The 15358-nt window shown below is 68.1% G+C and carries 12 protein-coding genes; 8 read left to right on the forward strand and 4 right to left on the reverse strand.

Annotation, left to right across the window (positions count from 1 at the left end; genetic code table 11):
- Positions 1 to 12: 12 nt before the first annotated feature.
- From CKJ84_RS00080 to CKJ84_RS00115, 8 genes are all read left to right on the forward strand, one after another.
- Positions 13 to 462 carry an FHA domain-containing protein gene (locus tag CKJ84_RS00080; RefSeq protein WP_095275311.1) on the forward strand — a complete coding sequence of 150 codons (450 nt, stop codon included), beginning with the start codon at positions 13 to 15 and terminating at the stop codon, positions 460 to 462.
- Positions 459 to 1847 carry a PP2C family serine/threonine-protein phosphatase gene (locus CKJ84_RS00085; protein ID WP_095545544.1) on the forward strand — a complete coding sequence of 463 codons (1389 nt, stop codon included), beginning with the start codon at positions 459 to 461 and terminating at the stop codon, positions 1845 to 1847. The genes CKJ84_RS00080 and CKJ84_RS00085 overlap by 4 nt, the downstream gene beginning before the upstream one ends.
- A gap of 1 nt (position 1848) precedes the next feature.
- On the forward strand, positions 1849 to 3213 hold the full coding sequence (locus CKJ84_RS00090; protein ID WP_095545545.1) for an FtsW/RodA/SpoVE family cell cycle protein: 1365 nt from the start codon (positions 1849 to 1851) through the stop codon (positions 3211 to 3213).
- Positions 3210 to 4655, forward strand: a complete 1446-nt coding sequence (locus CKJ84_RS00095; protein WP_095545546.1) for a penicillin-binding transpeptidase domain-containing protein — start codon at positions 3210 to 3212, stop codon at positions 4653 to 4655. Before CKJ84_RS00090 ends, CKJ84_RS00095 begins: the two co-directional genes overlap by 4 nt.
- Positions 4656 to 4709: 54 nt before the next feature.
- Positions 4710 to 6299 (forward strand): serine/threonine-protein kinase, encoded by a 1590-nt coding sequence (locus CKJ84_RS00100; RefSeq protein WP_095545547.1) that lies wholly within the window; start codon positions 4710 to 4712, stop codon positions 6297 to 6299.
- Positions 6299 to 8296, forward strand: coding sequence for a Stk1 family PASTA domain-containing Ser/Thr kinase (gene pknB, locus CKJ84_RS00105; protein WP_095546353.1), 1998 nt, complete (start codon positions 6299 to 6301; stop codon positions 8294 to 8296). Before CKJ84_RS00100 ends, pknB begins: the two co-directional genes overlap by 1 nt.
- An 11-nt stretch (positions 8297 to 8307) precedes the next feature.
- Entirely contained in the window at positions 8308 to 8580 is a 273-nt protein-coding gene (gene crgA / locus CKJ84_RS00110; protein WP_095275316.1) for a cell division protein CrgA, read from the forward strand.
- Between the two features lie 317 nt (positions 8581 to 8897).
- On the forward strand, positions 8898 to 10343 hold the full coding sequence (locus CKJ84_RS00115; protein WP_095545548.1) for a hypothetical protein: 1446 nt from the start codon (positions 8898 to 8900) through the stop codon (positions 10341 to 10343).
- Positions 10344 to 10695: 352 nt separating this feature from the next.
- Here the strand turns inward: CKJ84_RS00115 and CKJ84_RS00120 are convergent, their stop codons facing one another.
- The 4 genes from CKJ84_RS00120 to CKJ84_RS00135 all read right to left on the reverse strand — a co-directional run bounded on the left by CKJ84_RS00120 (position 10696) and on the right by CKJ84_RS00135 (position 15322).
- Entirely contained in the window at positions 10696 to 11349 is a 654-nt protein-coding gene (locus CKJ84_RS00120; protein ID WP_095535823.1) for a rhomboid family intramembrane serine protease, read from the reverse strand.
- Positions 11350 to 11412: 63 nt separating this feature from the next.
- The gene (locus CKJ84_RS00125; protein ID WP_095537976.1) at positions 11413 to 11937 is read right to left on the reverse strand and encodes a peptidylprolyl isomerase; all 525 of its coding nucleotides are present in this window, start codon (positions 11935 to 11937) and stop codon (positions 11413 to 11415) included.
- A 104-nt stretch (positions 11938 to 12041) separates the two neighbouring features.
- On the reverse strand, positions 12042 to 14312 hold the full coding sequence (gene metE / locus CKJ84_RS00130; protein ID WP_095545549.1) for a 5-methyltetrahydropteroyltriglutamate--homocysteine S-methyltransferase: 2271 nt from the start codon (positions 14310 to 14312) through the stop codon (positions 12042 to 12044).
- Between the two features lie 44 nt (positions 14313 to 14356).
- Complete coding sequence (locus CKJ84_RS00135; protein WP_095275321.1) at positions 14357 to 15322, reverse strand: methylenetetrahydrofolate reductase; 966 nt, start codon at positions 15320 to 15322, stop codon at positions 14357 to 14359.
- Positions 15323 to 15358: the final 36 nt, after the last annotated feature.

Raw genomic sequence — 15358 nt, forward strand, 5'->3', positions numbered from 1 at the left:
TAAAGGAGCCCCATGGATTCCGCTGTGATTCTCAGCGCCCGCTTCGGCCTGCTCGCACTGCTGTGGGTGTTCATCCTGCTCGTCCTGTGGGTGCAGCGGAAGGATGTGGTGCGGGCTGCGGGGGCGGTGCGTCGACAAGCGAAGAGCTCCGCTCCCATCCGCCGCGAGAAGGCACGAGAGCTTGCGGTAGTTGAGGGGCCCCTCAAAGGCTCCCACATGGAAATTGCCAGCCTGGAGGACTTAACTATCGGGCGGGCCGGTGACAACGACTTCCAGCTCGGCGACGATTTCGCGTCCTCCACGCATGCGCGCCTGTTCCGCCGCGGCAGCGAGTGGTTCATCGAGGACATGGATTCGCGCAACGGCACGTTTGTCAACGGCACGCGCATTGACCAGCCGGAAAGGGTGTCTGTGGGCACGGATATAAAGATGGGACGCACGATTGTGAGGCTGATGCCATGAGTTTGCGCTTAAACTACGTCGCCGCGTCCGACCGCGGCCTGGTCAGGGGCAACAACGAGGATTCGGCATACGCGGGCCCGCAGCTGCTCGTGCTTGCCGACGGCATGGGCGGCCACGCAGCCGGCGAGGTCGCCTCCCAGCTCATGGTCGAGCACATGGAGCACCTGGACCGCGACCCCGGCGACGCGGACATGCTCGCCCTGCTCGGGGCGGCGGCGGAGGACGCGAACGCGTCGATCGCCGAGTCCGTGAAGCACCACCCGGAGCAGGCGGGCATGGGCACGACGCTCACCGCGCTCATGTTCAACGGCCTCGGCTTCGGCATGATCCACGTGGGAGACTCCCGGGGCTATTTGCTTCGCGACGGCACGCTGACCCAAATCACCGAAGACGATACATTCGTCCAGTCGCTGGTCAACGAAGGCAAGCTCAACCCGGACGACGTGTCGAGCCACCCGCAGAAGTCGCTGATCTTGAAGGCGTACACCGGGCGCCCGGTCGAGCCGCACCTGGAGATGATCAACACCCAGCCGGGCGACCGCGTCCTGCTGTGCTCCGACGGACTGTCCGACCCGGTCACCCCGGAGACCATCGCGGTGGCCCTCGGGCAGGGCACCCCGGAGGTCGCGTCGCAGCGGCTCATTGAGCTGGCGCTTCGCTCCGGCGGGCCGGACAACATCACCGTGGTCGTCGCAGACGTCGTCGAGACCGACGACAAGGACGCGCCGGAGCTGCCGACCGCGCCAGTGCAGGCCGGCGCGCTGGCGCCGGACTTCGAGCAGTCGCACCCGGACTCGTCCGCGAGCCGCGCCGCGGCGATCATGCGCAAGTCCGAGACCATCCCGCCGAACCAGCACCGCGAGGCCACCAAGATGGCCGGCAGCGCGGGCGACCGCGGCGGCGCGGGAGGCTCCGGCGGCACCGGCGGCTCCGACGGTGCCGAAGATGCCGACGAGGAGGATCATCCTCGAGGCAAACGAACCGTCTGGCCGTGGGTAGTCGGCGCGCTCGTGCTGGCGATCGCGCTCGTGGCTGCCGGGCTGATGTTCGTGCAGCACCGCGCGTCTGACCAGTACTTCGTCTCCGCGGCGAGCGACGGCCACTACGTCATCGAGCACGGCTACCGCGACGACCGGACGCCGATCCAGCAGGCCTGCCTGGACAACCGGAACCGGCTGCGCATCGTCTCGGCCGACTCGACGCCGGAGGACTGCCACGTGTTCAACCAATCCGACCTTCCCGAGAGCCAGCGCTCCGTGCCGGAGAACTTTGGCGGCGGCACGTACGACGACGTCCTCGGCCTGCTCTACCGCATGGCGGGTGAGGCGTTGCCGGTGTGCGTCGATAAGCATGAAGACCCCGAGACCTGCAGGACGGTGAGCTGACGTGAAGCGGCTATTCTCGCGCAACCTCGAGCTCCTCCTGCTGCTGTGCTCGGCGGGGCTTTTGCTGCTCATGGTATTCGGGCTGGAGATGAGCCAGGGGCGAACACTGTCGAACGACATGCTGTACCTGGTCGGCGGCTTCGTTGGCGTGTACGCGATCGCGCACGTCGCGCTCACGCTGCTCGCGCCGCGCGCCGACCAGGTGATCCTGCCGGTGGTCTCGCTGCTCAACGCGCTCGGCCTGGTCATCATCTACCGCCTCGACCTGGCGGAACGACCCGGCTACGGGCCGCTGGCGGAGCGGCAAGTGCTGTGGTCGCTGGTCGGCGTCGTGCTCATGGTGCTGACGCTGGCGATCGTGCGCGACCACAAGTCGCTGTCGCGCTACTCCTACCTGCTCGGCCTGGCCGGGCTGATCCTGCTTGCGCTGCCGCTCGTGTGGCCGCAGCCGGAGGGCTACGCGGACGCGCGCATCTGGCTGTGGCTGGGCCCCTTCTCCATCCAGCCGGGCGAGTTTTCCAAGATCCTGTTGCTCATCTTCTTCGCGCAGCTGCTCGCACAGAAGCGCGCCCTGTTCACCGTGGCGGGCAAGCGCTTCCTGGGCATGACGTTCCCGCGCCTGCGCGACCTCGCGCCGATTCTGGCGGTGTGGGCCATCGCCATCCTCATCATGGGCGTGTCCAACGATTTCGGCCCGGCGCTGCTGCTGTTCGCCACCGTGCTGGGCATGGTGTACTTTGCCACCGGCCGCACGTCCTGGCTGGTCATCGGCCTGGGGCTGGTGACCGTGGGCGGCTACGCCGTCTACCAGGTCAGCGAGAAGATCCAGACGCGCTTTACCAACTTCATCAACCCGTTCGAGGACTTCGACGGCGCCGGCAACCAGCCGGCCAATGCGCTCATCGGCCTGAGCTGGGGCGGCATGACCGGCACCGGCCTGGGCTACGGCCACCCCGAGCTCGTCCCCGTCGCGCACTCGGACTACATCCTCGCCGCGCTGGGCGAGGAGCTCGGCTTCGTGGGCATCGCCGCCGTGCTGTGCCTGTTCGCCGTGCTGGTCACCCGCGGGTTCCGCGCCGCGATGCAGCTGCGCGACTCCTACGGCAAGCTGCTCGCCTCCGGACTCGCGCTCACCCTGGCCATCCAGATCTTCGTGGTGGCGGGCGGCATCTCCGCGATGCTGCCCATGACCGGACTGACCACGCCGTTCATGTCGGCGGGCGGATCGTCCATTATGGCCAACTACATCCTGGTCGGACTGCTGCTGCGCATCTCCAACAGCGCGAACACGCCCACCGAGTACGACGCCTCCGCGGTGGCCTCCCACCCGGGCACCGGCGTGGCCGAGGCGGTGAGCGCCCGATGAACAAGTCACTGAAATACGGGGCGATCCTCTCGCTCCTGCTCACCGTGGCGCTGCTGGTCAACTTCACCGTGGTCCAGAACTTCCGCGAGGAAGAGTACGCGCAGAGCCCGCACAACTCCCGCACGTTCCTGGAGCTGAAGCAGATCAACCGCGGCCAGATCAGCGCGGGCGGGCAGGTGCTCGCCGAGTCCCACCGCGACGACAACGGCTTCTACCAGCGCACCTACCCCAACATGCCGTACTCGTTCGGCCCGATCGTGGGCTACGTGTCCGACACCTACGGCACCTCGCAGGTCGAGTCCGCCTACAACGGCGCGCTGACCGGCGACGGCCAGGGCAACTCCCGCTTCATGCGCACCGGCCACGAGGAGGACGCCGTGGGCAACTCCGTCGAGCTGTCCATGGACCCCAACCTTCAGCCCTTCGCCTACGAGCAGCTGTCCAACAACGGCTACAACGGCGCGATCGTGGCGCTGCGCCCCTCGAGCGGGCAGGTGCTCGCGATGGCGTCCACGCCCTCGTTCGACCCGAACCAGATTGCCAACCCGGCCACCGCGAACGATGCCTGGGCCCAGCTCACCAACGACCCCGGCCAGCCGCTGCTGGACCACGCGTCGCAGGAGCAGCTGCCGCCGGGCTCCATCTTCAAGATCATCACCACCGCCGCGGGCCTGCGCTCCGGCTACACGCCGCAGTCCATGCTCACCGGCGACGCGCAAATCACGCTGCCGGGCACCAACGTGCCGCTGACCAACTACGGCGGGCAGGCCTGCGCGGGCGGCGGCCAGGTGCCGCTGACCACCGCGTTCTCCTTGTCCTGCAACACCGCCTTCGTGCAGATGGCGCTGAACATGGGCGCGGACCCGCTGCGCAAGGCGGCCGCTGACTTCGGCGTGGGCGAGCACTACGACCTGGGCATCCCCAACGCGGACGGCTCGCTGGGCGACATCCCAGGCGCCGCCGAGCTGGGCCAGTCCGCCATCGGCCAGCGCGACGTCACCATGACCGCGCTGCAGGCCGCCGTCATGGCGGGCGTGGTGGCCAACGGCGGCAAGCGGATGAAGCCGTACGTGGTCAACCGCGTGGTCACCCCGGACCTGCGCACCGTGGAGGAGACCAAACCGGAGCTGCTCAACGAGGCGCTCACCCCCGAGGAGGCGGGCACGCTCACGGAGCTCATGTACGCCTCCGAGCGCGCCACCTGGGGCTACGACGGCAATGGCTTCGCCTCCAAGACGGGCACCGCCGAGCACGCCGAGGGCGCCGCCCCGCACGTGTGGTACGTGGCGTTCGACCCGGCGAAGGACGTCGCGGTCGGCGTCGTGGTCAAGAACGGCGGGCACCTGGGCAACGGCGCCACGGGCGGCCAGGTCTCCGGCCCGCTCGGGCGCGCGGTCCTGCGCGCGGCACCCGCGGCGCCGGCTCCGGAGGAGGGGCAGTGATGGATGGCTGCGTAGCGTCGATAAGCAATACAACCCAGCAGAAGGATACGAACGATGAACACTGAGAACCGCGAAGCACTGCAGTCGCTCATCGGCGACGATTACCAACTGCAGTGGGTAATCGGCCACGGCGGCATGTCCACGGTGTGGCTTGCCGACGACCCCGCGCACGACCGCGAGGTGGCGCTCAAGGTCCTGCGGCCGGAGTTCAGCTCCAACGACGAGTTCCTCGCCCGCTTCCGCAACGAGGCGCTCGCGGCGGAGGGCATCAATTCGCCCAACGTCGTGGCCACCTACGACTACCGCGAGCTGGAGTCGCCGAGCGGCGCGCAGATGTGCTTCATCGTCATGGAGTACATCCGCGGCGAGTCGCTCGCGGACCTCATCGCACGCGAAGGCGCGCTGGACGAGAACCTGGCGCTCGACGTGCTCGAGCAGGCGGCGCACGGCCTCGCCGTGATCCACCGCATGGGCCTGGTGCACCGCGACATGAAGCCGGGCAACCTCATGATCACGCAGAACGGGCAGGTGAAGATCACCGACTTCGGCATCGCGAAGGCCGCGGCGGCGGTCCCGCTCACCCGCACCGGCATGGTCGTGGGCACCGCGCAGTACGTGTCGCCGGAGCAGGCGCAGGGCATGAAGGTCACCGCCGCCTCCGACGTGTACTCGCTGGGCGTGGTGGGCTACGAGATGCTCTCGGGCAACCGCCCGTTCACCGGCGATTCCTCCGTGTCCGTCGCGCTCGCGCACGTGTCCGCGGAGCCGCCCGCGCTGCCGATTGCCGTCTCCGCCCCGGCGCGCGAGCTCATCGAGATCGCGCTGCGCAAGGACCCGCGCCAGCGTTTCCGCGACGGCAACGAGATGCAGCTGGCCGTCGAGCAGGTCCGCCAGGGCCTGCGCCCCGCACAGCCGGGCGGCCAGACCGCGGTGATCGCCACGGAGCCCTCCCCCACCGCCTCGACCCAGATGCTCGCCGACGTGGCGGAGGAGCGCACCACCCGTCCCGCGGGCGCGTACCCGCCTTCCGCCGCTCGAGCAGTCGCTTCTCGACGCCCCCCTGCCCCCGCCTCCTCCCGCGCCGGCACCTACCGGGAGGCGCCCGCCCCGGCGCGCGAGCCGGAGAAGTCCTCCAAGGCCGGCCCGATCGTGGCCGGCATCCTCGGCCTGATGCTCGTCGGCGGCGCGGCGGCGTGGGCGATGACCAGCGGCGTCCTCGACGGCATCGGCGGTGGTGCGTCGTCGAGCTCTTCCACGGCCCCGACCGTGGTCACGCAGACAGAGACGGTGGAATCCACGCCGTCGCCCAGCGAGGACGAGGACACGGAGACTGACACGACGACGCGCGAGCGCGAAACCGTGACGCGCCACGAGCGGAGCCCCGAGACGCTGACCATCAGCGACGAACCCACGCAGCCGAAGCACTCTCGGGAGGCCCCCACCTCGGCGGCGCGCCCGTCGGCGCCGCAGGGCTCGAAGACGGCCGGCGCGCCGACAAGCGCGCAGGAGGTGCCAAGTGTGGCGACGCCGGCACCATCGGCACCCGCCGCCCCGTCCGCAGGCGCCGACACTGGAACGGACAGCGGCGCAGGTGAGATAGAATTGCCTGACCTTGATTCCATCCTCGGAGGTAATGCGCAATGATGATCGCGGATCGCTACGAGCTCGGTGACGTAATTGGCACCGGCGGCATGAGCGATGTCTACGCGGCGACCGACACAGTGCTGGGCCGCGGCGTAGCGGTCAAGATGCTGAAGATGGACATGGCGCGGGACGAGAGCTTCCGCGAGCGCTTCCGTCTGGAGGCGCAGAACTCCGCACGCCTGAACCACCCGAACATCGTGGCGGTGTACGACACGGGCGCGGAAAACGTCGACGGCGTGGCCGTCCCCTTCATCGTGATGGAGCGGGTCAACGGCCGGAACCTGCGCGACATCGTGCGCGAGGACGGGCCGCTGCCGCCGAATCGGGCGGCGTCGCTGCTGATCCCGGTGGCGCGCGCCCTGCAGGCCAGCCACGACGCGGGCATTATCCACCGCGACATCAAGCCGGCCAACATCATGGTCACCAACACCGGCGAGGTGAAGGTGATGGACTTTGGCATCGCGCGCGCGGTGGACGATTCCTCCTCCGTCCACACGCAGACTTCCGCGGTGATCGGCACCGCCCAGTACCTCTCCCCCGAGCAGGCGCGCGGGAAACCGGTGGACGCCCGCTCCGACATCTACGCGCTCGGCTGCGTGATGTACGAGGCCGTGACCGGCACCCCGCCGTTTGAGAACGAGTCCCCGTTTGGCGTGGCGTACATGCACGTTCAGGAGGACCCGGAGCCGCCGAGCGAGCGCCTCGCCGCGCTGGGCCGCACCAACGGCGCGCACGGCACCGTGGCTAATGCTGCCGACGCCGCGAACGCGCTGACTGACGACGAAGCCGTGAACCTCGACTCCGTCATCCTCACTGCGATGGCGAAGCACCCGGCCGACCGCTACCAGTCCGCCACCCAGATGTGCGAGGACCTCACGCTGCTGGAGCGCGGCAGCGTCACGCACGCCGCGCGCACCCACCTGGCGGCGGCCGAGCACGACCTGGGCCAGCAGCAGCCTGGCGCGCACGCCGCCGACGCGGACTACCGCACGGTCGTCTACAAGGTCACCGACAACTTCCTGCCGGTCGGCACCATCTCCACCACCAACCTGTCCGACAGCCCGGTCAACCTGACGCAGGTCCCGGACGTGACCGGCAAGCACCGCGACGAGGCCGTCTCCGAGCTCGAGGGCCTGGGCTTCCAGGTCGCTGTGAGCGACGAGCCGAGCCCGGACTTCGCGCGCGGCGACGTGATTGGCACCAACCCGACCGCCGGCTCCGAGCTGCAGCGCGGCACCCTGATCACGGTGAGCGTGTCCACGGGCAAGGAGGTCACGGACGTGCCGGACCTCACCGACATGGCGCCGCAGGAGGCGCAGGCGCTGCTGGAGGAGAGCGGCCTGGAGCTGAACGAGGAGATCCGCCACGAGGCGTCCGAGGACGTCCCGGAGGGCGCGATCATCTCCCAGCACCCGGCCGCGGGCACGCAGCTGTCCAAGGGCAGCAAGGTCACCATCACCGTGTCCTCGGGCCCGAAGCAGGTGGAGATCCCGTCGCTGGTCGGGTTGGACGTGAACCAGGCGACGGCGACGCTGTCGTCGTTAGACTTGCGCGCAACGGTAACCAAGATCGACTCGGAGCGCCCCGACGGCGAGGTCCTCGCCGTGGCCGGCGAGAACACCGAGGTCAACGCGGGTACGACCGTGGAGCTGCGCGTGTCCAACGGGATGCTGATGATCATGCCGGAGATCACGCGCCTGGACGTCAACGCTGCGGATGAGAAGTTGCGCGAGGCCGGCTGGAACGGCCGCCTCGTCGCCGGCCCGCCGGTGCCCACGGGCGCGATGGTGGACGCCGGCATGATCGGCCACCAGGGCGTGGGCGCGGGCGAGACGATCCGCAAGGACCAGGCCATCGGCTACAACCTGTGGGAGTTCGACGCGGCCCAGCTCAACCCGCTGAACAATAGTGCCGCCTCGCAGTCGCCTGGTAAGGTATCGCCCCAGAACGCCAACGGGAACCAGCTGGGCGACGCAATCCGCGGGCTCGGCCTGTAAGGAGCAAGAATATGCCGAAAGCAAAAGTCACCAAGGACGCGAAGCCGGTCACTACCGCTTCCTCCGGCGCCACCCGCACCCCGGTCAAGATCAACACCGGCGGTACCCCGATGTGGTACAAGGTCATCATGTTTGGCCTGATGATCCTGGGCCTGGCCTGGCTGATCGTCTTCTACCTTGCTGCCGACCAGATCCCGTTCCTCGCGGAGCTGGGCCCGTGGAATTACGCCATCGGCTTCGCCGGGATGATCGTCGGTTTGCTCATGACAATGGGCTGGCGCTAATCGACGCCACGCTGCAGGCGGATACCCCTCGCGGGTATCCGCTTCTTTTTTGCTCGCCTTCAGCACGAACCTGAGAATTTGAGTAATTGATAGGTAAGCAAACGCGGTGATCATTAATATTCGCGGATTTTCCCGAAACTCCTGTGACCTGCATAGTTAGTATTCCTATGGATGTTTCTACAAGTCCTCGCCACCCCCGGATGTGGGTGGATTCGCACCGTGTTAAGCGCAATCTCAGTTAAGTCGCTATAAATACTTACCAGGACGTCAACCGCGTCGAAATCGCACTTACTTCGAATCTCAGAAAGGAAAACCACATGCGCGCCTTCCGTACCGCCTTCGCCGCAGTGGCTACCGTCGCCATCGCTGGTGGCGCACTGACCGCCCCCGCTCACGCAATGACCAACGAGGAGTCCCGCCCGGAGACCCCGGCAACCAACGACTCCCTCCCGATCATCCACACCTACCGTGGCTCCGATCACATCAAGGCCAACGTGCTCAACCCGCGCCCGGTCTGCAACTCCACCGAGGACTACCGCACGGTCGTCTACAAGGTCACCGACAACTTCCTGCCGGTCGGCACCATCTCCACCACCAACCTGTCCGACAGCCCGGTCAACCTGACCCAGGACCTGTCCCGTACCCAGCAGATCTCCGCTTCCGTCAACGGCTCCAAGACCGAGACCCTGAACATCGGCGGCACCGGCTCCAAGGACGGCCTGCAGGGCACCATCGGCTACACCCTGGCCAAGTCCCTCGGCTGGGACGTCTCCGGCTCCCTGTCCTGGTCCGTCGGCCAGAAGATCGGCCCGTACGAGGTTCCGGCCGGCAACACCGGCGAGGCTACCTACGGCTTCCGCACCGTCACCATGACCGGTACCCAGCAGCGCTGCCGCCCGAACGGCACCTGGGCGACCCCGACCGCGTGGATCGCAAACATGCCGGTCAAGAACGAGGTCCGCGTCAAGAACTACGACACCCCGGCTGCTTCCTGGGCTCCGAACAAGGGCGCACAGGTCACCAAGCCTGTCGACGATGCAAACCCGAACTTCGAGGACGAGGTCAACAAGCTCCGCGAGGGCGAGGACCTCGAGGACGTGACCAAGGTCAACGACGACGAGGCCGCTGACGTCACCAACAAGGACATCACCGACGAGGGCACCGAGGTCGTCGAGGACGACGAGGCTACCGAGGTTGCTGACAAGGAGAACACCGAGGTCGAGGAGACCATCGAGGAGACCGAGACCGAGGGCGAGACCGCCGAGGACGCTGCTGACCGCGAGCAGCAGGACCTGGACCTCGAGCCGTACTTCACCTCCTCCTCCTGGAAGTCCTCCGGCTTCGCTGGCACCGCTGCGCTGCGCATCAAGAACGTTGGCAAGGACCGCTACTACGGCGAGTTCCCGGCTGTCACCTTCCGCGTTGACGTCAAGACCGCTGAGGGCCCGGAGGGCGTCGACCGCCTGATCACCGCCAACAGCCACAAGGGCGCTCACGTCCGCGACCTGGGCTTCGACCGCAAGAAGGGCGTCCGCACCTTCGAGGTCACCCTGGCTAACCCGATCAAGTCCGGCGAGGAGGTTGCAGTTGCTTCCTTCAACTTCGGCGATGGCAACACCTCCGAGGGCCGCATCCACAACTACATCACCGCGACCCAGACCGGCCGTCTCGATGGCGACGAGTCCGACGACAACGACCAGGACGTCGACTCCCGCGAGGCAACCGTCACCGACTTCGGCCGCAAGCTGGACGGCACCTTCTAAGCTGACCGCCTAAGCGGTTCCGCTTCGAAATTCTTTCTCCCGCCCGGGCTCTCCACCACGGAGGCCCGGGCTTCTTACTGCGCCCACAACGGCGAAGTTATCCACAGGCTGTGGATCCCTCTGTGCATACCCCACATTCCACAGCCTGTGGATAAACCTGTGCACTACTTCCACAACCCGAACAAAGTGGCTGTTCGAACGCTCTTTGCCCTCGCTAATCGACGCCACCCCGCCCCCAGTTCGAGGAATTACACGCCCGTAACTATCCACAATGTGAATAGATCTGTGGAAAACTCCCCATGGGGATAACCGGTGGACAACACGCCGCACTTCTCCACAATCCCCAAGTCAGCTACCCCGCGTACCCCGCGCTCACTGTGCACACTGTGCACACCGCCAGCGCGACCCACGCCGCCACCCACCGCGTACGCACGCTTGGCGACGTCAGTGGCCACGCCATCAGCGCCCCCGCAACCAGCCCGCCGGCGTGCCCCCACACGCTTACGTCCGAGGCGACGAGCGTGTACACCACGTTGCCCGCGAGGAGGATGAGGGCGGGGCGGGGGTCGACGTGGCGTCGATAGGCGATGGCAACGAACACCGCCATGAGGGCGTAGAGCGCGCCCGACGCCCCCGCGGTCGGGGTGAGGAACGCGAACTGGAGCACCGCGGCGGAGGACCCCAGGATCCCCGCCGCGTACGCCACCGCGTAGGGGCCGCTGCCCACGGCGCGCTCGACCTCGGTGCCGATCACGGCGAGCATGAGCATGTTGAGCACGAGGTGCGTGGCGCTTAAGTGCACGAACCCGGCTGTGAGCGCGCGCACGAGCCCCGCGCCCCGCGTCTCCGGCCCCCACAGCACGAGCTCGGCGCCCACCGAATCCCACACCACGCTGTCCAGCGAGCGCGACTGCACCGCCATCACCGCGTACACGAGGGTGCACAGCGCGGTGATGGCCACGCTCACGGGCGCGCCGCGGAAGAACTGCTGGGCAATCTTCTGCATGTCAGGCCTCCAAATACAAAAGTGCCCCCGCTGCACTGAGCGGGGGCAAGGGTCGAAGCGGTCTTACTCGGAGACCTCGACGGACTTGATAACGACGTCCTCGACCGGGCGGTCCATGCGGCCGGTCTGCACGTTCGCAAGCTCGTCGACGACCTTGCGCGAAGCCTCGTCAGTGACCTCGCCGAAGATGGTGTGGCGGTTGTTCAGCCACGGGGTCTCGGCGACGGTGATGAAGAACTGGGAGCCGTTGGTGCCCGGGCCGGCATTCGCCATGGCGAGCAGGTACGGGCGGTCGAAGGTGAGCTCCGGGTGGAACTCGTCGGCGAAGTTGAAGCCCGGGCCGCCGGTGCCGGTGCCGGTCGGGTCGCCGCCCTGGATCATGAAGCCGGGGATGATGCGGTGGAAGATCGCACCGTCGTAGAACGGGCCCTCGTTGGAGCCGGAGGCGTTGGCCGCCGAGTACTCCTGGGTGCCCTTGGCCAGGCCGGTGATGATCTCCACGGTCTTCGGCGCGTGGTTGCCAAACAGGTCAATCACGATGTCGCCGTGGTTGGTGTGCAGGGTCATCGTCTGCGTCTTATCAGTCATGGGTCCAAGGATACGCATTTTCGCGCGCGGGTGGCGGAGGGTGGCACACGAAAGCGACCTGGGGTGCGTTCCCACACCACCGGGTCGCGTGTTCGGCGCGGCGCCTACTTCAGGCCAGCGACGACCTCATCGCGTGCGGCGACCAGGTTGCGCAGCGACGGCTCGACCTCGGCATAGCCGCGGGTCTTCAGGCCGCAGTCCGGGTTGACCCAGAGGCGGTCGGTGGGCACGTGCTGCAGCGCGGCGCGCAGCAGGCCCGCGATCTCCTCCTGCGACGGCACGCGCGGGGAGTGGATGTCCCACACGCCCGGGCCGATCTCGGAGTGGAAGGACTCGTCGAGGTCCTCGAGCAGCTCCATCTTGGAGCGCGCAGCCTCGATGGAGGTGACGTCGGCGTCGAGAGCGGCGACGGCGTCGATGATCTGCCCGAACTCGGAGTAGCAGAGGTGGGTGTGGATCTGGGTTGCGGGCTGCGCCTCCAGGGCGACCAGGCGGAACGCGCGGACGGCCCAGTCGAGGTAGGCGGCGCGCTCGTCGGCGCGCAGCGGGAGGAGCTCGCGCAGCGCGGGCTCGTCGATCTGGATGACCTTGACGCCGGCGTTCTCGAGGTCGCGGACTTCGTCGGCAAGCGCGAGCGCGATCTGGTCGGCGGAGACGGCGAGCGGGACGTCGTCGCGCTTAAAGCTCCAGGCCAGGATGGTGACCGGGCCGGTGAGCATGCCCTTGACCGGCTTGTCGGACAGCGACTGCGCGTACTTCGCCCACTCGACCGTCATCGCGGCGGCGCGGGAAACGTCGCCGACGACGATCGGCGGGCGGGTGCAGCGCGAGCCGTAGGACTGGACCCAGCCGTTCTCGGTGACAACGAAGCCGTCGAGCAGCTCGGCGAAGTACTGCACCATGTCGTTGCGCTCGGCCTCGCCGTGGACGAGCACGTCGACGCCGATCTCTTCCTGCAGCTCGATGACGTTCTTGATCTCGGTGCGCAGGGCCTCCTGGTAGGCGGCGTCGTCGAGCTCGCCCGCCTTGTGGTCGGCGCGCGCCTTGCGGATCTCCGGGGTCTGCGGGAACGAGCCGATCGTGGTCGTGGGCAGGGTCGGCAGGCCGAGCGCCTCGCGCTGCGCGGCCTGGCGCGCGGAGAACTCCGGCTGGCGCTGCACGGCTCCCTCGGGGAGCGCCTGCACACGCTTCTCGACGCCCGCGTTGTGGATCTTCTCGCTCTCAGCCCTCGTCCGGACCGCACGATCCGACTGGGCGAACGCCTCCTCGGCGGCCTCGGGGCCGGCGACGAGCGCCTGGATCTCGGCGACCTTCTCGTCGGCAAACGACAGCCAGGTCGCGACGTCCACGGGCAGGTTCTTCTCCGCCTTCAGGGTGTGCGGCACGTGCTGCAGCGAGGTGGACGTGGAGACCGAGACGGCGTCGCGGCCGGCGGCCACGGCCTCGAGGACCTCGGTGCGCTCGCGCAGGTTCGCGGCCCACACGTTGCGGCCGTCGACCAGGCCCGCCACCAGGTGGGTCTCCGCCGGGATCGCCTTGGCCACGCGCTGCGGGTAGTCGGCGTCCTGGTCAAGGGTCCACGGCGCCAGGTCCACGTGCAGTGCCTCGGGGGCGAGCTCCGCCAGGACCGGCAGCGCCTCGCGGGTCGCGCCGTACGGGGTGGTCAGGTACACGGCCGGGCGGTTGTCCGCGCCGAGGAGTGTCGTGTACGCCTCGCGCAGGTGCTGCGCCAGCTCCGCGTCCGGGGTGGACAGGTCGGCGACCAGGGCGGGCTCCGCCAGCTGGACCCACTCGGCACCGGCGTCCTTGAGGGCTGCGAGGACGGTGGCGTAGGCGTCGATAAGCGAGGGCAACAGCGACCACTCGGCCGGCTTGGACAGGGCGATCAGGGTGACGGGGCCGACCAGGAACGGGCGGACCGTGTGGCCGGCCTCCTTGGCCTCCTCGAAGATGCGCACGATGCGCTCCGCGGCGGGCGCGATGTCCTGGCCAGCGGCGATCTCCGGGACGAGGTAGTGGTAGTTGGTGTCGAACCACTTGGTCATCTCGAGCGGGACGCGGGTGTCGTTGCCGCGGGCGAGGGCGAACTCCTCGTCCAGGTCGGTGCCGCCCGGGATCAGGCCGACGGTCAGCGCCGTCTCCAGAACCTGGTCGTAGTAGGCCACGTCGGCGGCGATGGCGTAATCCTCGGTCAGCCCGAGGTCGCGCAGGTGGTTGTAATTGTCAATGCGCAGCGCGTGCGTGGTGGAGCGGAACGTGTCCGCGTCGATGCGGCCCGCCCAGTAGCTCTCCAGCGCGCGCTTCAGCTCGCGGTTCGCGCCGATGCGCGGGTAGCCCTCGATTGTGGCCTTGGGGAACGGTGACGAGGATGACACAGTAGGTCCTTTCAATGGAAACGGGTGGGTCGGGTAATTCGGGTTTATTGGGGTGAGTGGTCTGCCCGCTGCGGGATCCCGATGCGGGACAACAGGTCCTGGGTCACAGCGAGGTTGTTGTGCGTGTACACGTGCAGGCCGCCGGTGCCGGCGTCCAGGATGGTGTTGGCGAGCCGCGCGGACATCTGCATGCCCAGCTCGTACTCCTCCTCAGGCGTCGTGGCCTGCGCGAGCGTGCGGGCCACGCACTCCGGCACCTCGATGCCGGAGAGCTCGCCCATCCGCTGCACACGCTTTAGGCTGGTCATGGGCATAATGCCGGGGATGAGCGGGATGCGGACCCCGGCGAGTCGGGCCACCTCCACAAAGTCGAGGTAGTCCTGCGCGTTGAAAAACAGCTGCGTGATGGCGAAATCCGCGCCCAGCCGCTGCTTGGACAGCAGCACGTCCAGGTCTTCGTCGAAGTTCTTGGACTCCGCGTGCCCCGACGGGTAGCACGCCACCGACAGCGCCAGCTTGCCGGCGGCCAGGCGGAACGCCTCCTCGTCCTCCACGTCCTGGATCAGGTTGAGCAGGTCCGTGGCGTGCTGGAGGTGGTCCGCTGGCATGCCGGTCTCGGGCAGGTCGCCCCGGAGGGCGAGGAAGCCGCGGACGCCGGCGTCGATGAGCGTGCGAATCCACGTGACCAGCTCCTCGCGCGTGCCCGCGGTGCAGGCGAGGTGCGCGATCGGGCGCAGGTTGGTCGTTTCGGCGACGCGCGCGATGAGCGCGGCCGTGCCGGTGAGCCAGTCGCTGCGCCGTGAGCTGGTCACGGAGACGTAGTCGGGGCGGTAGGCCGCGAGGCCGGCGATGAGCTCGTCGAGTTTGCCCTCGTCCGCGCCGTGGCGGGGCGGGATCAGCTCGAAGCTCAACGCGGTGCGCGTGCGCCGCCGCTGCTGCGTGGTGTCCTCGCCGACGCGGTCGATCGGCGCGGAGGCAGACAGCCGCGTCGGTGCAAAAGTGCCGCGCATTGGTTTCCGCCTTTCTCTGTGTTGGGGCCGTTTTTC

Source organism: Corynebacterium sp. NML 120412 (assembly GCF_002285155.1).
In the GTDB taxonomy this organism is placed as follows: Bacteria; Actinomycetota; Actinomycetes; order Mycobacteriales; family Mycobacteriaceae; genus Corynebacterium; species Corynebacterium gottingense.